Annotated in this window: 22 protein-coding genes; 7 read left to right on the top strand and 15 right to left on the bottom strand. The window is 69.2% G+C overall.

The window, feature by feature from the left end; translation table 11 throughout:
* The 4 genes from IQ782_RS15410 to IQ782_RS15395 form a co-directional block, all read right to left on the bottom strand.
* A complete protein-coding gene (locus IQ782_RS15410) occupies window positions 1-882 on the bottom strand; it encodes an alpha/beta hydrolase (protein ID WP_194135547.1) in 882 nt (293 codons plus the stop codon).
* Window positions 883-977: 95 nt separating this feature from the next.
* Window positions 978-1,487, bottom strand: coding sequence for a protein-tyrosine phosphatase family protein (locus IQ782_RS15405; RefSeq protein WP_194135546.1), 510 nt, complete (start codon window positions 1,485-1,487; stop codon window positions 978-980).
* Window positions 1,488-1,491: 4 nt separating this feature from the next.
* Window positions 1,492-2,331 (bottom strand): KPN_02809 family neutral zinc metallopeptidase, encoded by an 840-nt coding sequence (gene ypfJ / locus IQ782_RS15400; protein WP_194135545.1) that lies wholly within the window; start codon window positions 2,329-2,331, stop codon window positions 1,492-1,494.
* Between the two features lie 112 nt (window positions 2,332-2,443).
* Window positions 2,444-3,985, bottom strand: coding sequence for an ankyrin repeat domain-containing protein (locus tag IQ782_RS15395; RefSeq protein WP_240989324.1), 1,542 nt, complete (start codon window positions 3,983-3,985; stop codon window positions 2,444-2,446).
* 255 nt (window positions 3,986-4,240) lie between these two features.
* Between IQ782_RS15395 and IQ782_RS15390 the strand changes: the two genes are divergently transcribed.
* The 5 genes from IQ782_RS15390 (at window position 4,241) to IQ782_RS15370 (ending at window position 8,715) form a co-directional block, all read left to right on the top strand.
* Window positions 4,241-6,019 (top strand): DNA polymerase III subunit gamma/tau, encoded by a 1,779-nt coding sequence (locus IQ782_RS15390; RefSeq protein ID WP_194135544.1) that lies wholly within the window; start codon window positions 4,241-4,243, stop codon window positions 6,017-6,019.
* A gap of 70 nt (window positions 6,020-6,089) precedes the next feature.
* Window positions 6,090-6,461 (top strand): hypothetical protein, encoded by a 372-nt coding sequence (locus tag IQ782_RS15385; protein WP_240989323.1) that lies wholly within the window; start codon window positions 6,090-6,092, stop codon window positions 6,459-6,461.
* Window positions 6,462-6,650: 189 nt separating this feature from the next.
* Window positions 6,651-6,995, top strand: coding sequence for a YbaB/EbfC family nucleoid-associated protein (locus IQ782_RS15380; RefSeq protein WP_194135543.1), 345 nt, complete (start codon window positions 6,651-6,653; stop codon window positions 6,993-6,995).
* Window positions 6,996-7,099: 104 nt separating this feature from the next.
* Window positions 7,100-7,693 (top strand): recombination mediator RecR, encoded by a 594-nt coding sequence (gene recR / locus IQ782_RS15375; RefSeq protein WP_194135542.1) that lies wholly within the window; start codon window positions 7,100-7,102, stop codon window positions 7,691-7,693.
* Between the two features lie 77 nt (window positions 7,694-7,770).
* On the top strand, window positions 7,771-8,715 hold the full coding sequence (locus IQ782_RS15370; protein WP_194135541.1) for a hypothetical protein: 945 nt from the start codon (window positions 7,771-7,773) through the stop codon (window positions 8,713-8,715).
* Between the two features lie 18 nt (window positions 8,716-8,733).
* Here the strand turns inward: IQ782_RS15370 and IQ782_RS15365 are convergent, their stop codons facing one another.
* Entirely contained in the window at window positions 8,734-9,684 is a 951-nt protein-coding gene (locus tag IQ782_RS15365; protein ID WP_194135540.1) for a class I SAM-dependent DNA methyltransferase, read from the bottom strand.
* 261 nt (window positions 9,685-9,945) lie between these two features.
* Window positions 9,946-10,725 (bottom strand): DUF1013 domain-containing protein, encoded by a 780-nt coding sequence (locus IQ782_RS15360; protein WP_194135539.1) that lies wholly within the window; start codon window positions 10,723-10,725, stop codon window positions 9,946-9,948.
* Between the two features lie 142 nt (window positions 10,726-10,867).
* On the opposite strand from IQ782_RS15360, the gene IQ782_RS15355 reads away from it, so the two are divergent.
* The gene (locus tag IQ782_RS15355; protein ID WP_194135538.1) at window positions 10,868-11,512 is read left to right on the top strand and encodes a ribonuclease T2 family protein; all 645 of its coding nucleotides are present in this window, start codon (window positions 10,868-10,870) and stop codon (window positions 11,510-11,512) included.
* A gap of 296 nt (window positions 11,513-11,808) precedes the next feature.
* On the opposite strand, the gene IQ782_RS15350 is transcribed toward IQ782_RS15355, so the two are convergent.
* On the bottom strand, window positions 11,809-12,471 hold the full coding sequence (locus IQ782_RS15350) for a sulfotransferase family protein (protein WP_194135537.1): 663 nt from the start codon (window positions 12,469-12,471) through the stop codon (window positions 11,809-11,811).
* A gap of 248 nt (window positions 12,472-12,719) precedes the next feature.
* Here IQ782_RS15350 and IQ782_RS15345 point away from each other — a divergent pair, with 248 nt between their 5' ends.
* Window positions 12,720-13,745: a hypothetical protein gene (locus IQ782_RS15345; protein WP_194135536.1), complete on the top strand. Its 1,026-nt coding sequence runs from the start codon at window positions 12,720-12,722 to the stop codon at window positions 13,743-13,745.
* Between the two features lie 141 nt (window positions 13,746-13,886).
* On the opposite strand, the gene IQ782_RS15340 is transcribed toward IQ782_RS15345, so the two are convergent.
* From IQ782_RS15340 to mutY, 8 genes are all read right to left on the bottom strand, one after another.
* Window positions 13,887-15,164, bottom strand: coding sequence for an SPOR domain-containing protein (locus IQ782_RS15340; RefSeq protein WP_194135535.1), 1,278 nt, complete (start codon window positions 15,162-15,164; stop codon window positions 13,887-13,889).
* Between the two features lie 68 nt (window positions 15,165-15,232).
* Complete coding sequence (gene upp / locus IQ782_RS15335; protein WP_194135534.1) at window positions 15,233-15,862, bottom strand: uracil phosphoribosyltransferase; 630 nt, start codon at window positions 15,860-15,862, stop codon at window positions 15,233-15,235.
* Window positions 15,859-16,881: an adenosine deaminase gene (locus IQ782_RS15330; protein ID WP_194135533.1), complete on the bottom strand. Its 1,023-nt coding sequence runs from the start codon at window positions 16,879-16,881 to the stop codon at window positions 15,859-15,861. Before IQ782_RS15330 ends, upp begins: the two co-directional genes overlap by 4 nt.
* Complete coding sequence (locus tag IQ782_RS15325) at window positions 16,878-18,086, bottom strand: phosphopentomutase (protein WP_194135532.1); 1,209 nt, start codon at window positions 18,084-18,086, stop codon at window positions 16,878-16,880. The genes IQ782_RS15330 and IQ782_RS15325 overlap by 4 nt, the downstream gene beginning before the upstream one ends.
* Window positions 18,083-19,372 carry a thymidine phosphorylase gene (locus IQ782_RS15320; RefSeq protein ID WP_194135531.1) on the bottom strand — a complete coding sequence of 430 codons (1,290 nt, stop codon included), beginning with the start codon at window positions 19,370-19,372 and terminating at the stop codon, window positions 18,083-18,085. Before IQ782_RS15320 ends, IQ782_RS15325 begins: the two co-directional genes overlap by 4 nt.
* Window positions 19,372-19,764: a cytidine deaminase gene (locus IQ782_RS15315; RefSeq protein ID WP_194135530.1), complete on the bottom strand. Its 393-nt coding sequence runs from the start codon at window positions 19,762-19,764 to the stop codon at window positions 19,372-19,374. Before IQ782_RS15315 ends, IQ782_RS15320 begins: the two co-directional genes overlap by 1 nt.
* A gap of 142 nt (window positions 19,765-19,906) precedes the next feature.
* The gene (locus IQ782_RS15310; RefSeq protein ID WP_194135529.1) at window positions 19,907-21,064 is read right to left on the bottom strand and encodes an alkane 1-monooxygenase; all 1,158 of its coding nucleotides are present in this window, start codon (window positions 21,062-21,064) and stop codon (window positions 19,907-19,909) included.
* 106 nt (window positions 21,065-21,170) lie between these two features.
* Window positions 21,171-22,226, bottom strand: a complete 1,056-nt coding sequence (mutY, locus tag IQ782_RS15305) for an A/G-specific adenine glycosylase (RefSeq protein ID WP_194135528.1) — start codon at window positions 22,224-22,226, stop codon at window positions 21,171-21,173.
* Between the last annotated feature and the right edge of the window lie 61 nt (window positions 22,227-22,287).

Below are 22,287 nucleotides of genomic sequence, written 5' to 3'. Positions count from 1 at the left end.
CTAGGCGTCCGCCAGCGCGAAGCTGCGCGGGAAGGACGCGGCAAAGGTCGCGCCATGGCCAAGCCCTTTCAGCACCTCGAGTTGCACATGCAGGTCGGCCCGCGCTGCGAGACGCGCGCCCGTCGCCATCGTGTCGGGGTTGGGGCGCGGCTCCGCCGGCTCCGGCGTGCCCGAGCGGTGCTCGCTGTCGCCGAGCATCATGAGCACCTCGGCGCCCCCTTCCGCCAGCCTTGGCGCCCCGGCCTCCATGGCCTGCAAGGCGCCGCCACCGAAGCCGCTGGACGGGCTGATCGCCATGTAGGCACGGAAGGCCTCGGGCGCCGAGAGCAGCGTGGCCAGCACGAAGACGCCGCCGTAGGAATGACCCCAGAGACTCCGCCGCGCCGGATCGAGCGGCGCGCGCTCGGCCAGTGCCTGCGCCAGCGGACCAAGCAGACGGGCGCGGAATGCCTCCTGCCCCCCGAACTGCCAGTCGCGGCCGCGGCCGTGCGTCGGCTGTTCCAGCGGCACGGGTGTATAGTCGCGGGCGCGGGACGCGCCGTCGAAGGCCGCTTCCACAGGGTAGCCAATGCCGATCACCGCCAGCCCCGGATGCGCCGCGAGCCGCGCGGCATCCAGCCGGCTGAAGGCGGCGTTGCCGTCCAGCATCCAGAGCGACGGCCAGCCCTGCGCCGGGACCTCGCCATGGGGACACGCCAGGAACAGCCGGTAGCTCAGCCCCTCTGCGACCACGTCGAACTGCGTCAGCGTGTGGCTGGCGGGCGGGGCGTCGAACAGCGGGAACTCGGCGGGGCCTTGCCGCATCTGCGCCACGGCCGGAACGGCGGGGCAGGATGCGAAGGCGGCAAGCGTGGTCAGAAAGCGTCGGCGACCGGGGATCATTCACCATCTCCTTGATACGGAAGGGGCTGGCGAAAGGCTGGCTCTGCGCCCGCTCTATCCGAGCGGTGACGGGCTGGCAATCGTCACGGCTACGGTCAGTCGACGTGGCGCAGGAACAGCGCGGCGCAGCGCGGCGCCTGCAGGGCCCAGCCCATCTGCGCCTCGGTTTCCACGGCGCAGGGGCGCAGGTGGCGCAGCCGGGCCAGCGCCTCGTCGGTGGCCTCGCCGGCCTCGATCATCAGCCGCAGCGCCACCATGCCGGACCGCCCGCAGCCGCCCCGGCAATGCACCAGCACCCGGCCACCGCCCGAGAGCGCCTGCCGCGCCTGCGCGCTGACCTCGGGCCAGCGCCTGAGCATCTCGTCGGGAGGGGTGCCGAAGTCGGGGATCGGCAGATGCACCCAGCGCGAGCCGTGGTCCTCCACGTGAATGCCGAGCGCCGCCGCCCCAGCCGCCTCCAGTTCCGCGCGCGTGACGAGCGTGATCACCATGGCCGGGCGCCACTCGGTCACATGCTCCATGTCGCCCGGGAAGTCCCCACCCGACCCCGGCAGGGGCGAGATGGCGAGAATGCCATCGAGGACAGAGAGCGCATGGATCATCATCGGATCAGATATCCCCGGAGAAAGTGTCGCAGGCAGCGATATTGCCCGCCTCGTAGCCGCGCGCGAACCACCCCGAGCGCTGCGCGCTGGTGCCATGGGTGAAGGTATGCGGCTGCGGCACCCGTCCGGCCCGTTTCTGCAACAGGTCGTCGCCGATCATCTTGGCGGCATTCAGCGCCTCTTCGACGTCGCCGGGCTCGAGGATGCCGTCCACATGGGTCGCCCAGACGCCGGACAGGCAGTCGGCCTGCAACTCCAGCCGCACGGTCAGCGCGTTGGACTGGGTCTCGCTCGACTGCTGCCGGATCTCCTCGACCTGCGGCAGGATGCCGAGCAGGTTCTGCACGTGGTGCGCCACTTCATGGGCGATCACATAGGCGGCGGCGAAATCGCCCTCTGCGCCGAGCTGCTGCTCGAGCGTGGCGAAGAACTCGGTGTCGAGATAGGCCTGCTGGTCGAGCGGGCAGTAGAACGGTCCCGTCGCGCCGCTGGCACCGCCGCAGGGCGAGGCGGTCTGACCGGAGAAGAGCACCAGCACCGGCGGCACGTAGTCGCGGCCCGCCTGTTCGGGCAGCAGCTGGCTCCAGACCTCCTCGGTTGTGGCCAGCACCTGCGAGGCGAACTCGCCGGCCAGCTTCTCCTGCGGCGTCAGTTCGCGCGGCTCGCTCGAAGTCTGCACCGTGCTGTTGTTGAGCAGCGGGGTGACATCGACGCCTGCGAAATAGCCGATGGCCAGGACGATCAGCAGCGCGATGCCGCCGAGCCCGCCGCCCATGGCGACGCGGCCCCCGGACCGGCGCCGGTCCTCGACATTGCTGCTTCGGCGCACTCCTCTGAGACGCATGACAAAATTCCTTTTATGAAAATACGTGCGGCAGCCCAGATTGTAGGGCGTGCCGCGGTTTTGTGAAACAGAATTTCCCGCCTTGGGCGACCCGTCCCTCCGGCGGGCGGGATCAGACGAGCTGCCCCGGATGCGCCTTGGCCCAGTCCCCCAGGAACCCGGCGAGATCGGGCCTGCCGACCATCGCCATGGCCTTGCGCGGCAGCGCAACCCCATGCTCGAGCAGCAGCTTCAGACAGGCGAGATGGTCGCGCTCCGCGGTCTTCGGCGCGTTCTCGGCCCCGTGCAGCAAGGTGCCGAGCAAGGTGCCGCCATGGGCGTTCACGTGGCTCAAGTCCGGCCGCAGGTCCAGGAAATACGCCATCACCTCGGGATACCCCTCCCAGGCGGCCGCCTGTACCGGCGTCACGCCATCGCCGGCATCCGCTGCGTCATAGGGCAGCCCGAGCGCCACCAGCGCGGTGATCTGCGCCAGCCGGTCCGGGCGGCCCGCAAGCCCGCGCAGCAGCCCGTCGTAGGCCGGTGGCAGCGCCTCGGGATCGATGTAGGTGCCCGTGGTGATACGCCCCTCGGCGGCCTCGGCCAAAAGCGCCTCTTCCCGCGACAGAGCAGCGGCGAGGCCGCGCGCCTCCAGCGCCTCGACCAGCGGGCGGCACCCCATCACCTTGGCATAGGCATAGGGCGAGACCCAGCGCCACTCGCGCGCGGGGTCCGCCCCGGCCTCGAGCAGCAGGTCAACCATGCGCCGGTCGCAGCCCCGCCGCGCCGCCTGATGGAGCGCGGGAATGGTCTGCGTGTCCTCATCGAGCCGCGCGCCATGGGCGAGCAGAAGCTCCACCGCGCCATGGTCGTTGAAGTCGAGCGCGCGCAAGAGCGCGTTGGTGCCCCGCGGCCTTGCGCCATGGTCGAGCAGCAGCTTCAGCCCGTCCGGTGCGCCCATTTCCACCGAATGGTAGAGCGACTCGCCATCGTCGGGAGAGGCCCCCTGCTCCAGCAGCCAGCGCGCCAGATCAAGGTTGCGCGCGACGCAAAGCGCGCCGTAGAGCGCCGAGAGCTTCTCTCCCCCTGCGCCCTCCTGCGCGTCGTTCACATCCGCCCCCTGCGCGACCAGCAGGGCGGCGATCTCCCGCGTCGCGGGGCGCAGTTCGGGATGCACCTGATGCCAGCGCGAGAAGGCGAGGTGCAGGATCGGGCTGCGCGGCCCGAACCGCTCGGTGGCCAACCGGGGCATCTGCGCCAGCGCCCTGCGCACACCGGGCAGGTCGGCCAAAGCGCATTGCAGGCCGAAGTGGCCCTCGGCAAGGTCGGGTGTCTCGGCCAGCAGCGCCTGCACCACCGGCATCTGCCCGTGAAACAGCGCAATCTTCAGCCGTTGGATTCGCGCCGCGCGGTCAAGACCCTGCGTTTCGGCCGCCAGCTTGAGCTTGGGCCAGCTTTCAAAGCCGCGTTCGCGCGCCACGACCTGCAGGAAGTCGGCGCGCTTGAGCACCCGCCCGTCATTGCGCGGCGGCAACGCGCGCAGGCGTTCGCGCGCGCCGCGCTCGCCAGCCTCGTAGGACTTGTGAAGTCGGCGCGCCTCGCGGCGCAGGTCGTCGATGGATGGGGTCGGCCCCCAAAAGGGCTCAGCAAAGAGCATGCCGGTATCCTCCGTCATCGCCCGAGTGTCCGCTGGTCTGGGCAGGAGTGAAACCGAAGATTTGGGATCGGCTCTCAAAGGCAGGTGCGCGCGCTTTCCGCGGACGGGGCGGCCCCCTGCGATCGGGCCTGAGGGCGTCATACCAGAGCGGCGGCGCATGGGGAAGTCCCCGCGCAACACATGTGGAGGGATCGTCGCCGCCCCGACGCCCGGCTTTACCTCGCCCCTCCCCCACCTTACCTTGGCCGCAACCGAAGGAGCGCCACGGATTCCATGACTGACGACAGCCCCAAGTACCAGGTACTCGCGCGCAAGTACCGCCCCGAGACCTTTGCCGATCTCGTCGGGCAGGATGCCATGGTGCGCACCCTGAAGAACGCCTTCAAGGCGGACCGCATCGCGCAGGCCTTCATCATGACCGGCATCCGCGGCACCGGGAAGACCACCACCGCGCGGATCATCGCCAAGGGCATGAACTGCATCGGACCGGACGGCACCGGCGGGCCGACCACCGAGCCCTGCGGTCAGTGCGAGCATTGCAAGGCGATCATGGAGGGCCGTCACGTCGACGTGCTGGAAATGGACGCGGCCTCCAACACCGGCGTCGGCGACATCCGCGAGATCATCGACAGCGTGCACTACCGGGCGGCCTCCGCGCGCTACAAGATCTACATCATCGACGAGGTGCACATGCTCTCGAACAGCGCCTTCAACGCGCTGCTCAAGACGCTGGAGGAGCCGCCCGCCCACGTGAAGTTCATCTTCGCCACCACCGAGATCCGCAAGGTGCCGGTGACGGTGCTGTCGCGCTGCCAGCGGTTCGATCTGCGCCGCATCGAGCCCGAGGTGATGATCGCGCTGCTGCGCAAGATCGCCACTCGCGAAAGCGCCGAGATCACCGATGACGCGCTGGCGCTGATCACCCGCGCCGCCGAGGGCTCGGCCCGCGACGCCACCTCGCTGCTCGATCAGGCGATCAGCCACGGCGCCGGGGAGACCACCGCCGACCAGGTCCGCGCCATGCTCGGCCTCGCCGACCGCGGCCGGGTCATGGATCTTTTCGAGAAGATCATGCACGGCGACGCGCCGGGCGCGCTGACCGAGCTCTCCGAGCAATATGCCGAGGGCGCCGACCCGCTGGCGGTGCTGCGTGACCTGGCCGAGCTGACCCATTGGATCTCGGTGGTGAAGATCACCCCCGAGGCCGCCGAGGATCCCACCGTCGGCCCCGACGAGCGGCTGCGCGGCTCGGCGCTGGCGGCCAACCTCGGGATGCGGGCGCTCACCCGCATGTGGCAGATGCTGCTCAAGGCGCTGGACGAGGTCTCGCAGGCGCCCAACGCGATGATGGCCGCCGAGATGGCGGTGATCCGGCTGACCCATGTGGCCGAGCTGCCCTCGCCCGAGGAGCTGCTGCGCAAGCTGCAGGACACGCCGCCCCCGCCGCCCGGCCCGAACGGCCCCGGCGGAGGTTATGCCCATGCGCCCGCGGGCGCCGCGACGGGCGGCAGCACGCAGGCCTATGGCTCCCAGGTGCAGCCGACCCATCCCGGCCCCTCCGGTCCCAGCGCGATCTACGGCAACGCCGTGCCCGCGGTGGCACAGAACAACGCCCTCGCCCGCTATCCCACCTTCGAGCACGTGCTCGAGCTGATCCGCGCCAACCGCGACGTGAAGCTGCTGGTCGAGGTGGAAAGCGGCCTGCGCCTGGCCGCCTACCAGCCCGGCCGCATCGAGTTTACCCCGGCTCGCAACGCCGCGGGCGATCTGGCGCAGCGCCTCGGCACCGCGCTGCAGCGCTTCACCGGCGCACGCTGGGGGGTGTCGCTGGTCAATGGCTGCGAAACGCCGACCATCGTGGAAAAGCGCGACGCCGCCGAGTTCGCGCTGCGCGCCGAAGCCGCGCAACACCCGCTGGTGCAGGCCGCCATCGCCGCCTTCCCAAAGGCGAAGATCGTCGCGATCCGCACCCCCGAGGCCGAGCAGCAGCAGGCCGCGGTCGAGGCGCTGCCCGAGGTCGAGGACGAGTGGGATCCCTTCGAGGAGGAGTGATCGGCACCTGAAGCGGGAACCCGCGCGCCGCTGCCGGGTTTGACTTCTGTCATATCCCGGAGGACCCGCCATGAGTTTCGACCCGCACAAGGCCGTGCACAAGGCCACCCTGCCCGCCCTGCGCGACCGCCTCGGCGATGCGCTGCCCGCCTCCCGCCGCGACCGGCTCGCCCCGATCGTCTTCGCCGGCGGGCTGCTGGCGATCGGCGCGCTGCTGATCAAGGCCAAGCCGCGCATCGGGCACGTGCCCCAGCCCAAGCAGTTCGGCGACCTGCCCCGGCGCTCGCGCGCGCGCCGCGCCGCGCTGACCACCCGCGATCACGTCGCCCCCTTTGCCCCCACCAATGTCACCGACTCCCTTGGCCGGTCGCTGATGCTGGGCGGCGCGGCGCTGCTGCTGACGCGCCTGCTCGACGAGGCCGCGGGACGCGACGGCAAGTAGAGCCGCCGCAACCGCGCGCAGCAGCGCCATGCCGTTCACCTTTGCGCAATTTCGCGCGGCGCGGCCTGTCGCGACCGCGCCCGGCCCTTCATTGTTCCGCAAATACGCCTGCCCCTCCCTTGCCGCCTGCCCCCGCCACCCGTATCTAGAAGGCAACATCCGCACAGGACCCATTACAGGAGAAGACACATGTTCAAAGGATTGGGCGGTCTTGGCGACATGGCCAAGATGATGAAGGCCGCGCAGGACATGCAGAGCAAGATGGCCGAGCTGCAGGAAGGCCTGCATACCACCATGGTGACCGGCGAGTCCGGTGCCGGTCTGGTGAAGGCGACCGCCACCGCTAAGGGCGAACTCAAGGGGCTCGACATCGATCCGTCGATCTTCAACAGCGACGACAAGGAAGTGGTCGAGGACCTGATCCTGGCCGCGATCAAGGACGCGCAGTCCAAGGCGCAGGACCGTGCCGAGCAGGAGATGCGCAAGCTCACCGAAGAGCTGGGCCTGCCCGCCGACATGAAGATGCCGTTCTAAGACGCCTGCCTCAGGCACCGGGACCGGCCGGACAGAGCGGAGCGCCGCGGGCCCTCTGCGCAGTCCGGCGGGTCGTGGTCTGCCGCCCATAAGGTCACTCCCCCATGCCCGACCGCAGCGAGATCGATGCGCTGATCGAGATGATGGCCCGCCTGCCGGGCCTCGGACCGCGCTCGGCGCGGCGCACCGTGCTGCACCTCATCCGCAAGCGCGAGTTGCAGCTCAAGCCGCTGGCCGAGCTGATGACCAAGGTCGCCTCGACCGCGCGCGAATGCCTCAACTGCGGCAACGTGGGCACCGCCGAGATCTGCCCGATCTGCGCCGACGAGCGCCGCGCCAACGGGCAGATCTGCGTGGTCGAGGACGTGGGTGATCTCTGGGCGATGGAGCGCGGCGGCAGCTTCAAGGGCCGTTACCACGTGCTTGGCGGCACGCTCTCGGCGCTCGACCGCGTCGGCCCCGAGGAACTGCGCATTCCGCAACTGGTGGCTCGGGTGGACAGCGAGGCGGTCACCGAGGTCATCCTCGCGCTCAACGCCACCGTCGATGGGCAGACCACGGCGCATTACATTGCCGACCAGCTCGAGAGCCGCGTGGCGCTCACCTCGCTGGCGCAGGGTGTGCCGATCGGCGGCGAGCTGGATTACCTCGACGACGGCACGATCACCGCGGCGCTGAACGCCCGCCGCAAACTCTGAAACGCGCTGCCCGCGGGTAACACGCCTGTGACCCCCGGCATCTGGGCGGAGCGCCTGCTTGGAGCTAAAGCCAGACCATGACATCCGCGCCCTCCCTCCTCCGCCTCGCCCTTCTCGCCGCTCTCGTGCCGCTGGCCGCACGCGCCCAGGAGGCCAGCGTCCCCGCGCTCGACCCCGCGCCGCTGACGCAGGCCGATCTGCTGTCGCGCGAGATCGGCTTCGGCATCGGCCATACCGCCCTGTCCAGCCGGCAGGACGGCTTCTTCCTTGGTGGCTACGCCGCCGGCGGCAGCAGCGCAGCCGACCATGCCCAGGACTCGGATTACAACAGCCGGGGCCTGGTGCTGGGCTGGGGCTGGAGCAACGGCCTGTCGGCCTTTGCGGGCTATGGGCAGGGTGTCTCCTACCTCGAGGATGATGTGCACGAGGCGCGCATCCGCTCGTATTTCCTCGGCACCGGTTACAGCGGCGAGTCGAATGGCGTCAGCTATGGTGGCACGCTCTACATGGGGCGCACCCACAACAAGCTGTCCAGCCCCGCTTCGGCGAGCGGCAGCACCGACCATGACGGCCGCATCCTCGGCCTCAGCCTGCGCGGCGAGACCATGCTGAAAGAGGGCGATGCGCCGGGCACGGGACTCGACTTCGTGATGACCGGCGACGTGCTGCGCCACGCCACGGGGAATTATGATCTGGTGCGCAAGGGCGGCGAGATCGAAAGCCGGGTGACCTATTCCAGCGCCTTCCGTGCCGAACTCGGGGCACCGATGCGCGCCGTGGGCGGCACGCTGCGCCCCTATGCCGCCTACACCGTCTTCGGCGGTGATCAGGACAAGCTGACCTATGTCACCGAGGCTGGGAGCCGCAGCTTCGTGGCCAGCGAGCTTCTCGAGCAGGACCAGCTGGCGCTGGGTGTCGACTATGGTGCCGCGGGCGGCCACGGGCTGGGCGGGCGACTGGAGGCGGCATCGAACCTCGATGGCGACGCCGCCCTTCGGCTGAACCTCAGCTTCAACTTCTGACCCGCAGGGGCAGGCGCTCTAGACGAGCGCCTCGGCCTCGCCGTCGCCCTCGCGATCCAGCACCCGCGACGCGGCCCGCGCGGTGACCAGAAGTGCGGCCACATCCTGCCCGCGGTCCTGCCGCAGCACGCAATCCGCCAAAACGACCCCGGCAAACCCCGCCTCGGCCAGAAGGCCCTGAACATAGGCGCGCGAATGCGCGAAGCGGCGGCTTTCCCGCAGCTGCACAGGCGCCTCGCCGAGCTCCAGCGTGAACGCCAGATGCCCACCCGGAGCCAGCGCCCCGGCGCACCAGCCGATCACCCGCTCCAGCGCCCCGAGGTAGATGAACACATCTGCCGCGACGATGAGGTCGAAGCGCGGCAGGATCGCCGACATCGCCCCGATGTCACGCTTTTCGAGCCCGTCGTAGAGACCTTTGACCTCGGCCTCGGCCAGCATGCCCGACGAGATGTCATAACCGTCAAGACGGGTGCAGGAGGAGCGCAGGACCTCGCCCATGAGCCCGGTGCCACAGCCAAGATCCAGCGCGTGTCCAGCCTGCGTGAACCCCTGCGCCCGCAGCGCGGCAAGCAACAGTTCCGGTCCGCGGTAGTTCAGCTTGCCCACCAAAGAGCGCTCGAAGCGCGGCGCGTATTGGTCGAACAAGAGCTCGACAAAGGCCGGAGGCATGCTTTCGGCCACCGGCACGCCGCGCAGCAAGTCTCGGCGCAGCCCCGCGCCAAGCGGGTCGCGCGGATCGGCGACAACCGCCTTGTCCCAGGCCTCGGCCGCAGCCTCGACCTCGCCCACCGCCTCGAAGTATTCGCCAAGCCGGAACCAGCCGGCCGCCCAGCCCGGCACGATGTCCATCGCACCGCGCAGGACTTCGATCGCCCCGCCGTAGTCGCCCAGATGGGCCATCGTTTCAGCAAAACCCGCGCGCCGTTCGGCAAGCGGATCACCACAGGGAAAAGACGTTCCCAGCATCGTTCATCTGTCCAAAGGGCCCGCTCATTTGCCGGTAATGGCCACGCGGCGGGCGACACGCTGCACCGTGCTCGGGTGCATCTTTTGCAGCCGATATCCGCTTGCGCGAAACCCGTCAATCCGCCGCATCGGCGCGTGACGCGAGGACGCGGACGCCGTGTCGGCGCTGCCCGCAGAGAGGCTCTTCCGGAATGGAAAAAGCCCGGCGCATCGCTGCGCCGGGCCTGCATAGTTCGGGACGATCCGGGATCGGAACGCGCGTTAGCGGCGCGGATCCTCGTCGTCCTCGTCCTCGTCATCGTCGTGACCGCCGGAGGGCAGGTTGAAGAAGCTGTCGGCATCCGAGAAATCGCTCGGACCGGTGTCCTCTTCCTCGTCGTCCTCGCCACGCGGATCGGAGAGCGAGAAGGTCTCGAGCCCCTCGATCGCGGTCGGCAGACGCGGCTCGTGGCTGTCCATGCCGAGGCTCTGCTCGGTCGACACCAGCTTGCGGCGCTCGTCGTCGGTCATCACCTCGGCGCGGTTCTTCGCGGCCTTGGCCACGGCGGCGTCCAATTCGGACTGGCGGCAGAGGCCAAGCGCGACCGGATCGATCGGCTGCATGTTCTGGATGTTCCAGTGGGTGCGCTCGCGGATCGACTGGATCGTCGGCTTGGTGGTGCCCACCAGCTTCGAGATCTGGCCGTCGGAAAGCTCGGGGTGGAATTTCACCAGCCACAGGATCGCGTTCGGACGGTCCTGGCGCTTCGACAGCGGGGTGTAGCGCGGGCCACGGCGCTTGTCTTCGTCGACAGCGGCGGGGTTGTACTTGAGCTTGAGCTTGGCGAGCGGGTTCTTCTCGGCCTTGTCGATTTCCGACTGCTCGATCTGGTTGTTGGCGACCGGGTCGAAACCCTTCACGCCGCCAGCCACGTCACCGTCGGCGATGCCCTGAATTTCCAGTTCGTGCATGCCGGTGAAGTCGGCAATCTGCTTGAAGGTGAGGGTGGTGTTGTCGACGAGCCAGACAGCGGTCGCCTTGGGATGCAGCAGTTTTGCCATGGATCATCTCCTTACGTAAATCTTCTCCCCTCCCCCAAGGCGCTTGCCTCGGGAGGTCCCGGATTACTTCTCCAGGACGGGTTACCGTTGTCGGGGAACTTCGGGCCTATATAGTCGCGGCGAACCCAAGAGGAAAGAGAAAATGCGCTGGCTGCCCATCCCGCTCTTCTTTGCCGCATGTCTTGCCGCCTGTGCACCGGCGGCCCGCGCCGACGGCGAGCGGCCGGGCGAGTTCGACTATTACGTGCTGTCTCTGAGCTGGTCGCCGACCTGGTGCGCGCTTGGCGGCGAGGCCAAGAAGTCGCCGCAATGCGACCGCGACCTGGGATGGGTGCTGCACGGGCTCTGGCCGCAGTACCATCGCGGCTATCCGTCCTATTGCGCCAGTCCGGCGCGCCCGCCAAGCCGGGCCGAGACCGCGGCCATGGCCGACATCATGGGCACGCAGGGGCTCGCCTGGTACCAGTGGAAGAAGCACGGCGTCTGCGCCGGGCTGTCCGCGCAGGACTACTTCGCGCTCGCGCGGCGCGCCTTTGCCGCGGTGAACCGGCCCGAGGTGCTGCGCCGGCTCGATGCGCCGGTCACCCTGCCTGCACAGGTGGTCGAGGACGCCTTTCTCGAGGCGAACCCCGGATGGCAGCCGGACATGCTGACCATCACCTGCCAGTCCGGGCGCATTCAGGAGGCACGGCTGTGCCTGTCCAAGGACCTGGAGCCGGTACCCTGTGGCCAGGACGTGGTTAAGGACTGCCGCCTGAAGAACGCGCTTCTCGATCCGATCCGTTGAGATCCTCGTCAGGCAGCCCAGAAGGCGCGCGCGACCAAGCCAGCACAGGCCTGCGCGGAACGGTCCGAGATTGCCGGGATAAAAAGCGCCAGAGGGTGTACCCGATCCAAGATCAAATGCTTGCCAGCATACAGAAAACGGAAACGATCATAGGGCGGTTCACCCCCTGGCACGGCCGCCAGTAGACGAAGGCGCGACCGTGCCGACAGTCAAATCGGCAAGCTCTTAACAATTGGTTAACGAAACTCTTAATGGCCCTTTACTCGGCATAATTTTTCCAATCATCGCCACAAAGGTCACGCGCCGCTGTCCCCGTCGAAGCCATAGCCGAAGCGGGCGATCTCCAAAGCGCAGATTTCGGCGAGATGGTCCGCGGTGCGCGCATCGTAGTAGCCCCGGTAGTCGCGGCGGCGGGCCGAGGCGTTTTCATGGCCGATGTCGAGCCGGAAACCCAGATGCGCCTCGAAGGGCGCGAGATCACCTTCAAGCTGCTCGAGCCGCAGCCAGATGTCGCCCCGATCCGCCCCGGTGGCATCGCGCAGGTAGCGCTCGGCGGGCCAGGCGCGCAGGCTGGCGGTGGTCTGCGGATGCAGCAGGAAGGCCCCGAAGTCGAGTTCCTGCGAGAGCCGCACCGCGGGGTGCTCGAAGCGCTGCCCGCGCAGCCAGTGATAGTAGCTCACCATCCGGTCCCACGGGTTGCGCACCAGGGCAACGCGGCGCATCCCGGCGATCTGCACCGGCGTCAGGATGCCATCGATGTCGGCCAGCGTGGAATGCTTCCAGAGTCGCCCACGCGGTGTCAGCCCCTTCAACCGCCCCCGGCGCCGCAGTGCCTTCGGCGTATCGCCGACCAGGATGTCGTCGCGGTGGGCGCGCGCCTCCAGCGCCCGCGCCAGCGAGGTGCCCCCGGTCTTGGGGATATGCACGAAGATGTAGCCACGGCCGGGCGAGATGATCATGCCGGCGAGCCTAACCGCCACCGGCCGCGCTGAACATCCGTAACCCCCATCCAGGCCGCGTCTTTTTCGCCACCTTATCGCCTTCTCGGGGCCCCGAGTGCCGCCAGTGGCGCGGCAGCGATTGCTCCTGCGCGGGGAGCTTGCTAATCAGGGGCGGAACAAGGCCCGGGCAGGTCGATGTCCGACCCTGAACAGCGCCCGTGACCGCCCCTGACCGCCCCCGAGATCGCCCCGAGAACGCCTCAAGCATGACAGCCCTCAAGGAGTACCAGCGCCTCGAAGCCACCGCGCTCTGGCGGCCCGAGCCGGATGCGCAGCGGCGCGAGGTGATCCTGTCGATGGGCGACGCCACGCTGACCGTCTCGGATATTTCCGGCCGCGCGCTGTCGCATTGGTCCATGGCCGCGGTGGTGCGCGCCAACAAGGGCCGCAGCCCGGCGCTCTATCACCCCGACGGCGACCCTGGCGAGACACTGGAGCTGTCCGAGGACGAAACCACGATGATCGATGCCATCGACCGGGTGTTGCGCGACATCGAGCGGCGGCGTCCCAAGCCAGGCAAGCTGCGTCTGCGCATGGTGATCGGCATCGCCGCGTTGGTCGCGGCCGGGGTACTGCTCTGGCTGCCCGGCGCGCTTCTCGATCACGCGGAGCGCGTCGTGCCACGCGCCAAGCGGGTCGAGATCGGCCAGGCGCTGCTTGGCCAGATCAGCCGCGTTTCGGGGCGTCCCTGCGGCACCGACGAGGCGGTGCGTCCGCTGCGCCACCTCGCGGCGCGTGTGCTTGGCGAGAGCCGCCGCGGCGACCTCGTGGTGCTGCGTGACGGGCTGCGCGACACGGCACATCTGCCCGGCGGGCTCATCCTGATCAGCGACGAATTGCTGGAGGATTACGAGGATCCCGACGTCGCGGCCGGATACATCCTCGCCGAGTCGCTGCGGGCCAAGCAATCGGACCCGCTGGGCGACCTGCTGCGCCACGCCGGCCTATGGTCGAGCCTCAAGCTGCTGACCACCGGTTCATTGCCGCGCGGCACGCTGGAAAGCTACGCCGAGGCGCTGCTCACGAGGCCGCAGACCCCCGTCCCGACCAACGAGCTGCTGGCCGGCTTCGCGAAAATCGAGCTGCGCAGCTCGCCCTATGCCTACGCCCGCGACATCACCGGAGAGTCGGTGCTGCCGCTGGTCGAGGGCGACCCGCGCGCCGCCGAGGGCAGCGTGCAGGTGCTCAGCGATGCGGATTGGGTAAGGTTGCAGGGCATCTGCGGCGGCTGACGACGCGCTGGCAGAGCGGCTTTGGTCCCGTGTCTTCTCAGACGATCCATCCCGCGGGCTTTTCAGCGCGGCAAATGACGGCAGCGCCCCGACCGTAGCGGCGGTCTCTCCCGAGATATCCTGCCTAGGCGAATGTCACGCTCAACGCAGGATCGCACCCCGATAGCCGGTGGCGCGGACCTTCGCCAGCGCGAGACCCGCGTCCCGTGCATCGGAATAGGGGCCGACGCGCAGGCGGCGCATGCCGTCGGATTTGCGCAGGAGTTCTTCGACCGGCAGCCCCGCGGCGCGCAGGCGGCGTGTCGCCTCGCCGGCGCGATCCGCCGTCGAGAAGACCCCGATCTGAACATAGCGCGGCGCGGAGCCGGCGTCGGAGGCGCCGTCCGAGGCCGCGGCGATCATCGTGGTGGCGGTGGTCGATTGCGCCGGCTTCAGCGCCGGGTCCCCCTCGAAGCGCACGCGCGGGGCCTGGGCGACGACCACCGTGCCGGCGGTGGAGGCACGCGGCACCTCCTGGGTCCAGACCCGCTGGGTGTCGTAATAGCCCTTCACCGTTTGCAGGGCGCGGTTCGGATTCAGCCGATCATCTTCCCAGGCGGGGCGATAGCCCGCCGGAACGACGGTGCGCTCGGCCGGGCCTTCCTCGAAGACATGGCGCGGCAGAATGCGGGTACTTCCCGGCACCATGAGCTTGCCGTCCTGCCAGCTGCCAAGGCCGCCGCCGTGATTGTAGTAGACGTTCTTGCCCGGAGCCGGTGCTTCGCCGCGCCGCACTTCGGTTGCATAGGGGCTGGTCTGCGGACCGCAGCGCACGCTGCGCCCGTCGCTGACGATCTGGCCGCTGAAGCCCGGAGCGCAGGCGCCGCCGACAAGTTGGCCACGGGTCGGCGCGGGCACGGCGGTCGCAGACGGGGCACGGGTTGGGGCCGGCTTCGCCGCCGGCACGCTGGCCACGACACGCGGTGCCGGGGCGGCGGGTGGCTTCGATGCGGGCGCCTTCACCACGGCGACCGGTGCCGGGGCAGACGCCGGCTTCGAGGCGACGGTGGCCATCGGAGCGCCGGTGGGCGCGGCACGGGCGCTGCGTGTCTGGGTGGTCGGGGCGGGGGCCGGAGCGGGCGCGGCGGGGGCCTCGACGCTGCGGCTCTGGCCGGCAAGGCTCGGTGCGTAGCCGCAGACCGGCGCGCCCGCACGGCTGACCCGCGGCACCCAGATCACCGCATCGTCAAAGCCGGCGCGGATGAACACGCAGCCACGGCTGTCGACATATTGCGGGCCAGTGAAGCTTGATGGGGGCAGTTCTGCCGGCTCGCTGATCGTGTCGATCCGCTGTGCCAGCACCGGCGCGGCTGCGAGAACCGACCCGAGGGCCGTGCCGAGTGCCAGAATGGCGTGACGTGCCAGAACCGTGATACGCATGTCGCCCCCAGGAAGCTGCGCGGCCAGTCTTGCATGACCGCCGCGCAGCTGTAAAGCGTTGAGAGGGCTTATTTTGTGCCGAACATGCGGTCTCCCGCATCCCCTAGTCCAGGAACGATATAGCCTTTTTCATTGAGCTTCTCATCGAGCGAGGCGGTGATGATCGGAACGTCGGGGTGCGCCTCTTTCATCCGCGCCACGCCCTCGGGCGAGGCCAGCAGGCACAGGAAGATGATGTTCTTCGCGCCCGCCTGTTTCAGCAGGTCGATCGCCGCGGCCGAGGAGTTGCCCGTGGCCAGCATCGGGTCCACCGCGATCACCGTGCGGTCCTCGAGGTTCTTGGGAACCTTGAAGTAATACTGCACCGGCTCCAGCGTCTCCTCGTCGCGGTAGAGGCCGACAAAGCCGACGCGGGCCGCCGGGATCAGCTCGAGGATGCCGTCGAGCAGCCCGTTTCCGGCGCGCAGGATCGACACCAGCACCAGCTTCTTGCCCTCGATCGTCGGGGCGGCCATCTCGCAGAGCGGGGTCTCGATCTGCTTGCTGGTCACCGGCAACTCGCGGGTCACCTCATAGGCCAGCAGCAGGGAAATCTCGCGCAGCAGCTGGCGGAAGGAGGCAGTCGACGTGTCCTTTTCCCGCATGAGGGTGAGTTTGTGCTGCACCAGCGGGTGATCTACGACGGTCAGGTGTTTCATGCGCTCTCCAGTCTCTTCAGCAGCGCCTCGCGCGTGTCGGCCGAGCAGAAGGCCGAGGTCGCGGAGGACTTGGCGATCTCGATGAAGTCCTCTTCCTCCCATCCGAAGGTGCGTGCAAGGTTTTCGTACTCCTGCACCATGGTGGAATGGAAGAACGGCGGGTCATCCGTCGAGACGGTGACCTTTGCCCCGCGATCGCGCAGCTTCTGGATCGGATGCGCGGCAAGCGAGGGGAAAACGCCAAGCCGCACGTTGGAGCCGGGGCAGACCTCGAGCGTGATGCCGCGCTCGGCGATGAGGTCGACCAGCGCGAGATCCTCGATGGCGCGCACGCCGTGGCCGATGCGCTCGACGCCCAGATCCTCGATCGCCCGCCGCACCTCGGCCGCGCCGCGCCATTCGCCGGCGTGGGTGGTCAGCCGCAGCCCGGCCTCGCGCGCCATGTCGAAACTGTAGGCAAAGTCGCGCTGCTCGCCGCGGTTCTCGTCGCCGCCCATGCCGAAGCCGACAATCCAGTCGCCGGCGGTCTCCGCCGCGCAGAGCGCCGCCGCCTTGGCCTTCTCGGGGCCGAAGTGGCGCACGCAGGTGACCACGCCGCGCAGGGTGATGCCCATGTCGCGCTCGGCGCGGTCCGCCGCATCCTGCATCGCGTGCAGATATTCACGCCACGCGCCGACGTCGCCGCCGCCGCAGAAGTCGGGCGAGATGAAGGTCTCGGCGTAGATCACGCCGTTCGAGGCGCATTCCTCGAGCACCGCCGTGGTCAGCCGGGCGTAATCCTCGGGCGACCTCAGAACCGAGGTGGCCGCCTCGTAGACCTCGAGGAAATGCACGAAGTCGCGGTAGATGTACGAGCCGTCCTCGGCGAAGACGCCGTCGAGCCGCACCTTCTTTTCCTGCGCCAGCCCGCGAATGAAGGACGGCGGTGCCGCGCCCTCGATGTGCAGGTGCAGTTCGACCTTGGGCAGCCCCTTGATCCGGTGCAGGCTTTCCTCGTCGTGGTCTCTTGGGTCTCTCAAAGGAAGCTCCTTCCCGGTCCTTGCGCGGGCACCCCCAGGTGCGCCGCGATACTTGCCGCCACATCGGCGAATGCGATCCGCCCGATCTGCCCTGCCCCGCGCCCGTGCACAAGCACCGGAACGCGCTCGCGCGTGTGGTCGGTGCCGGTCCACGTCGGGTCATTGCCATGATCGGCGGTGATCAGCAGCAGGTCCCCCGCACGCAGGCGCGGCAGCAGCCGGCCCAGCCCGGCGTCGAACCACTCGAGCGCGCGGGCGTAGCCAGAGACGTCGCGGCGGTGACCGTAGAGGCTGTCGAACTCGACGAAATTGGCGAAGGTGAGCGAGCCCTCCTCGGCCTCGTCCACGAGATCGTTCAGATGGCGCATGAGCGTGGCATCGTCGCCCTTGCGGACCTCGTCGATGCCCTGCATCGAGAAGATGTCGCCGATCTTGCCGATGGCGTAGACCCGCCGCCCGGCATCCTGCACCCAGTTGGTGAGGATCCGCTCCGGCGGCATGATCGCGTAGTCGTGCCGGTTGGTGGTGCGCCTGTAGCTGCCCGGCTCCCCGAGGAAGGGTCGCGCGATGACCCGGCCCACCTTCATCTCGTGCAGCACCGGGGCGATCTTCTCGCAGAGGTCGAGCAGGCGCTCCAGCCCGAAGCTCTCCTCATGCGCGGCGATCTGGAAGACGCTGTCGGCCGAGGTGTAGCAGATCGGCCATCCCGTGCGCTGGTGCGCCTCGCCATATTCCTCAAGCATCACCGTGCCCGAGCCGTGGCAATTGGCCAGCGTGCCCTCTGCGCCGGCGATCTCGCAGACCCTTGCCAAGAGCTCCGCCGGGAAAACCGGCGGCGCTTCGGGGAAATAGTGCCAGTCCCAGGGCACCGGCAGCCCCGCCAGTTCCCAATGGCCCGAGGGCGTGTCCTTGCCCCTCGAGCGCTCCGACGCCGCGCCCCAAAGCCCCGAAGGCTCCGCCCCCAGCCCCGGCACCGCGTCGCCGCTGGCCAGCCGCACGGCTGCGCCCAGTCCCAACGCATCCAGCACCGGCAGGCGCAGCGGCCCGCTGCGACCCTCCTCGGCCCGGCCCCCGGCACAGGCCTGCGCGATATGGGCCAGCGTATTGGCCCCGGTGTCGGGCACGCCTGCGTTGAAATACGAGGCCGCATCCGGCGCGCCGCCGATCCCCACCGAATCCATCACCACCAGGAAGGCCCGCATCACGCGATCCTTTCCCGCACCAGCGGCGCCACTTCGGGCGCCTCGCCGATGCGGATCGCCGCCTGCACCGCCCGCGCCGCGAGCCGTGCCGCCGCCTCGTTCGCGGCGTGCACCCGCGCCAGCGGCTGTCCCGCCTCGAGCGCCTGCCCGAGCCGCACCACATGCGACAGGCCGACGGCGGGGTCCACCGGATCGCTCTCGACCTCGCGCCCGCCACCAAGGTGCACCACCGCCAGCCCCAACGCCTCGCCGTCCATGGCCGCCACATGCCCGGCCTCGGGCGCGGCCACGTCGATCACCACCGGGGCCTGCGGCAGCATCTCCCGCCAACGCTCGACGAGATCCGCCGGGCCACCCAACCCGCGCACCATGCGCCCGAAGCGCTCCGCCGCGGCGCCGCTGGCAATGCTCTCGCGCAGCCGTGCCTCGCCCTGCGGGATCCCGGCGCCGGCCAGCAGCTCCGCCCCCAGCGCCACGGAGAGCTCAAGCAGCGGCCCGCCCGCGCCTTCGGTCAGAACCTCGAGCGACGCGCGCACCTCCAGCGCATTGCCCAGCGCATCGGCAAGCGGCTGGTCCATGTCGGTGATCAGCGCCGTCGTCGGACAGCCCGCGGCATTGGCGGTGCCGACCAGCGAGCGCGCCAATGCCCGCGCCTCCTCCATGGTCTTCATGAAGGCCCCGGATCCCACCTTCACGTCCAGCACCAGCCCCTCCAGTCCCGCCGCCAGCTTCTTCGACAGGATAGACGCGGTGATCAGGTCGAGCGACTCCACCGTCGCCGTGACGTCCCTTATGGCATAGAGCCGCTTGTCGGCCGGGGCGATCCCCTCCGAGGCCGAGACGATGGCGCAGCCTGCATCCCGCAGCACGGCACGCAACCGGTCCTCCGACGGGCTTGTCTCATAGCCGGGGATCGCCTCGAGCTTGTCGAGCGTGCCGCCGGTGTGCCCCAGCCCCCGACCCGAGATCATCGGCACGTAGACCCCGCAACTCGCCAGCATCGGCGCCAGCACGAGGCTCACGCAATCGCCCACCCCGCCGGTCGAATGCTTGTCGAGCACCGGTCCCGGCAGGTCCCAGCGCAGCACGTGGCCGCTGTCGCGCATCGCCAGCGTCAGCACCGCCCGCGCCGCCTCGGGCAGGCCGCGCAGGCAGACCCCCATGGCAAAGGCCCCGGCCTGCGCCGCGGTCACCGTGCCGTCCGCGAGCCCCGCCGCGAACCAGCGCAACCCTTCGTCCGAGGGTGCCTCGCCCCGGCGCAGCGCCGCGATGACGGTGCGGGCATCCATCAGACGCGGTCCATGTGCCCCGTGCCGAAGGCGCCGGGAAGCAGCTCGCCCACGGTGGTCTCCAGAGTCGCCCCGTCGGTGGTGGCCAGCGTCACCTTGGCATGGGACTTGCCGAACTCTGCCAGCTTCTGTCGGCAGCCGCCGCAGGGCGGCAGCGGGTGCGCGCAATCGGCAATGACATAGGCCTCGATGATCTCGGTCTCGCCCGCGGCCACCATGGCGGCAATCGCCCCGGCCTCGGCGCAGGTGCCTTCGGGATAGGCGACGTTCTCGACGTTGCAACCGGCATAGATCTTGCCCGAGGGTGCCAGCATCGCGGCCCCCACCTTGAACTTCGAATAGGGGACATAGGCGTTTTCACGCACCGCGCGGGCGGCTTTCTCGAGCGACATGGCGCACCTCTTTCAACTTGCTGGCCGCAGTTTGCTGGGCGGCCAAGGGGAATGCAATCCCGCAGCCGCGGCGCGCTTTCTTCTAGGCCGAAATATCCCACGGGGGTCCGGGGGTGTGAAACCCCCGGCGCGCGGCGATGCCTCAGACCGAGCCCTTGGGCAAGGGCGTGCGCGCCCTGTTGTAGGCGGACCAGTCCTCGATCTCGGGGTACCATGTCCGGCGCCAGGCCCTGACCTTCGGATTCATCACCCGCCGCCACACCGGCGGCACCATCGCCGCCATGGTCATCAGCGGATAGCCATAGGGCAGCTGCGGCGCCTCGCTCTCGGCGTAGGTCTGCAAGAGCGGAAAGCGCCGGTCGGGCTTGTAATGGTGATCGGAGTGGCGCTGCAGGTTGATCAGCAGCCAATTGGTCGCGGTATGGGCCGAGTTCCACGAATGGTGCGGCTTGACGTGCTCGTAGCGCCCCGCGCCGAGGTACTTCCGGGTCAGCGCATAGTGCTCGACGTAATTGGTCAGTTCGAGCTGCCAGATCGCCACCCCCGCCTGCACGAGGAACAGCACCAGCCCGCCCCAGCCGCCGAGCAACAGAGCCAGTGCCAGCATGGCAGCCTGCAAGAGCAGGTAGAGCCAGAACGGGTTGCGCCGGTGCCACCAGGGCAGCCCGCGCCGGGCCAGGAGCTTTCTCTCGGCGCGGAACGCCGAGACCGGGCATTGGCGCAGCACCCGCGCGTAGTAGCGGTGGAAGCCCTCGTTATAGCGCGCGGTGACCGGATCGCGCGGCGTGCCGACCCAGAGGTGATGCACCAGCAGGTGCTCGGAGCGGAAATGCGAATAGAGCACCATCGCCAGCAGCCAGTCCCCGAGCCGCCGCTCGAGGTTGTTGCGCTGGTGCAGCAATTCGTGGGAATAGACGATCCCCACCGTGCCGGTCATCACCCCGGTGCCGAAGAAGACGCCGAACTTCTCCCAGTTGGTCAGTCCCTCGTTGCCGGATACGTACCAGATCAACGCGAACAGCGTGACGCATTGCACCGGCGCCCAGAGCATCACCCCGGCGCGATACCAGAAGAGGTCGCTCTCCTCGGCTTGCGGATCGGCATTGGCGGTGTTGAGCCCCAGCGCCGCATCGAGCGCCGAGAAGAGGTACCAGGTGGCCAGCGGCGGCAGCAGCACCCAGAGCCCGCCCTTCAGCGCGCCAATCCAGACCAGCGCCGGCAACAGGTAGACCAGCCAGAAAGGCGCAGCGGCGGTCCAGCGCGCCAGCCTGGCCGGGGAAATCGTCAAACCCGTGTGCATCGTCACCTACCCATGATCTCGCCCGGCTGGCACGGCGCGTGGCAAGGGCGGCTGCGGGCAGACTGTGCCGATCGCGCCGCCCTGGTCAATGCGGCGCGCGCTCCGGTCAGGACGACGTCAGGGTAAAGGCCTTGCGCATGACCGTCGGCAGGTCCTCCGGGTCGAAGACCTCGGGCGCGACGAAGGTGCCGCGCTCGGGCTGGCGTTCCATCGGCACCAGCGCGGTCTTCACCGTCAGGCACAGGTGGAAATGGGTGAAGGTGTGGCGGGCCTCGACGTTGAGCGTCTTCCACTCGGCGCGGATCGGCGGCATGTCGGCGGGCGCCTCCTCGGACCACTCCGAGCCGGGCCAGCCGAGCATGCCACCCAGCAGCCCGCTGTCGGGCCGCCGCTCGAGCAGCCAGGCGCCGTCCACCCGCTTCACCAGGTAGGCGATGCCGTGACGGGTCGGCTTGCGCTTCTTCGGCGCCTTCTTCGGCAGCTCTGCCTGCGTGCCGCGGTCCCAGCCGGCACAGGCGCTGCGCCAGGGGCAAAGGCCGCAGGCCGGGTTGCGCGGCGTGCAGATGGTGGCCCCGAGGTCCATCACCGCCTGGGCGTAATCCCCCGGACGCTCCTGCGGCGTCAGCACCGCGGCGTAGCCGGTCAGCACGGGTTTCGACTGCGGCAGCGGCATGTGCTCGTCATGCAGCCGCGCCATGACCCGCTCGACGTTGCCGTCGACCACCGTCTCGGGCAGGTCGAAGGCAATCGCCGCCACCGCCGCCGCCGTGTAGGGCCCGACACCCGGCAGGGCGCGCAGACCCTCCAGGGTCTGCGGGAAGACCCCGCCATGCTCGTCGGCGACCGCGCGGGCGCATTTCAGCAGGTTGCGGGCGCGGGCGTAGTAGCCGAGCCCCGCCCAGGCGGCCATGACGTCGGCATCCTCGGCGGCGGCGAGCTCCGACACCGTGGGCCAGCGCGCGGTGAAGGCCTCGAAATAGCTCTTTACCGCCGCGACGGTGGTCTGCTGCAGCATGATCTCGGACATCCAGACGCGATAGGGATCGGGCCTCACCCCCGCCGCCCGCGCCGCCGGGCTGACCCGCCAGGGCAGGTCCCGGGCATGGCGATCGTACCATGTGAGCAGATCTGCGGCCTGCGCCGTGTCACGCGTGGCTGACATTCCCTTGATCATCGACGACAAAAGCGATTCCCTGCTGGCATGCGGATGCGGGGTCACTAGA

Source organism: Salipiger mangrovisoli (genome assembly GCF_015223355.1).
Classification (GTDB): Bacteria; Pseudomonadota; Alphaproteobacteria; order Rhodobacterales; family Rhodobacteraceae; genus Salipiger; species Salipiger mangrovisoli.
The sequence above is the reverse complement of the archived record's forward strand: the minus strand, read 5'-3'. Positions and strand labels throughout refer to the sequence as shown.

What these genes read in the sequence shown, in the direction of transcription:
- IQ782_RS15355 (WP_194135538.1), top strand. Translation starts at nt 10,868, where the DNA reads ATGCGCTGGCTGCCCATCCCGCTCTTCTTTGCCGCATGTCTTGCCGCC.
- ypfJ (WP_194135545.1), bottom strand. Translation starts at nt 2,331, where the DNA reads ATGCGTCTCAGAGGAGTGCGCCGAAGCAGCAATGTCGAGGACCGGCGC.
- IQ782_RS15340 (WP_194135535.1), bottom strand. Translation starts at nt 15,164, where the DNA reads ATGCGTATCACGGTTCTGGCACGTCACGCCATTCTGGCACTCGGCACG.
- IQ782_RS15385 (WP_240989323.1), top strand. Translation starts at nt 6,090, where the DNA reads ATGAGTTTCGACCCGCACAAGGCCGTGCACAAGGCCACCCTGCCCGCC.
- IQ782_RS15410 (WP_194135547.1), bottom strand. Translation starts at nt 882, where the DNA reads ATGATCCCCGGTCGCCGACGCTTTCTGACCACGCTTGCCGCCTTCGCA.
- IQ782_RS15320 (WP_194135531.1), bottom strand. Translation starts at nt 19,372, where the DNA reads ATGGATGCCCGCACCGTCATCGCGGCGCTGCGCCGGGGCGAGGCACCC.
- IQ782_RS15390 (WP_194135544.1), top strand. Translation starts at nt 4,241, where the DNA reads ATGACTGACGACAGCCCCAAGTACCAGGTACTCGCGCGCAAGTACCGC.
- upp (WP_194135534.1), bottom strand. Translation starts at nt 15,862, where the DNA reads ATGAAACACCTGACCGTCGTAGATCACCCGCTGGTGCAGCACAAACTC.
- IQ782_RS15380 (WP_194135543.1), top strand. Translation starts at nt 6,651, where the DNA reads ATGTTCAAAGGATTGGGCGGTCTTGGCGACATGGCCAAGATGATGAAG.
- IQ782_RS15365 (WP_194135540.1), bottom strand. Translation starts at nt 9,684, where the DNA reads ATGCTGGGAACGTCTTTTCCCTGTGGTGATCCGCTTGCCGAACGGCGC.
- IQ782_RS15315 (WP_194135530.1), bottom strand. Translation starts at nt 19,764, where the DNA reads ATGTCGCTCGAGAAAGCCGCCCGCGCGGTGCGTGAAAACGCCTATGTC.
- IQ782_RS15405 (WP_194135546.1), bottom strand. Translation starts at nt 1,487, where the DNA reads ATGATGATCCATGCGCTCTCTGTCCTCGATGGCATTCTCGCCATCTCG.
- recR (WP_194135542.1), top strand. Translation starts at nt 7,100, where the DNA reads ATGCCCGACCGCAGCGAGATCGATGCGCTGATCGAGATGATGGCCCGC.
- IQ782_RS15370 (WP_194135541.1), top strand. Translation starts at nt 7,771, where the DNA reads ATGACATCCGCGCCCTCCCTCCTCCGCCTCGCCCTTCTCGCCGCTCTC.
- mutY (WP_194135528.1), bottom strand. Translation starts at nt 22,226, where the DNA reads ATGTCAGCCACGCGTGACACGGCGCAGGCCGCAGATCTGCTCACATGG.
- IQ782_RS15395 (WP_240989324.1), bottom strand. Translation starts at nt 3,985, where the DNA reads ATGACGGAGGATACCGGCATGCTCTTTGCTGAGCCCTTTTGGGGGCCG.
- IQ782_RS15360 (WP_194135539.1), bottom strand. Translation starts at nt 10,725, where the DNA reads ATGGCAAAACTGCTGCATCCCAAGGCGACCGCTGTCTGGCTCGTCGAC.
- IQ782_RS15345 (WP_194135536.1), top strand. Translation starts at nt 12,720, where the DNA reads ATGACAGCCCTCAAGGAGTACCAGCGCCTCGAAGCCACCGCGCTCTGG.
- IQ782_RS15350 (WP_194135537.1), bottom strand. Translation starts at nt 12,471, where the DNA reads ATGATCATCTCGCCCGGCCGTGGCTACATCTTCGTGCATATCCCCAAG.
- IQ782_RS15310 (WP_194135529.1), bottom strand. Translation starts at nt 21,064, where the DNA reads ATGCACACGGGTTTGACGATTTCCCCGGCCAGGCTGGCGCGCTGGACC.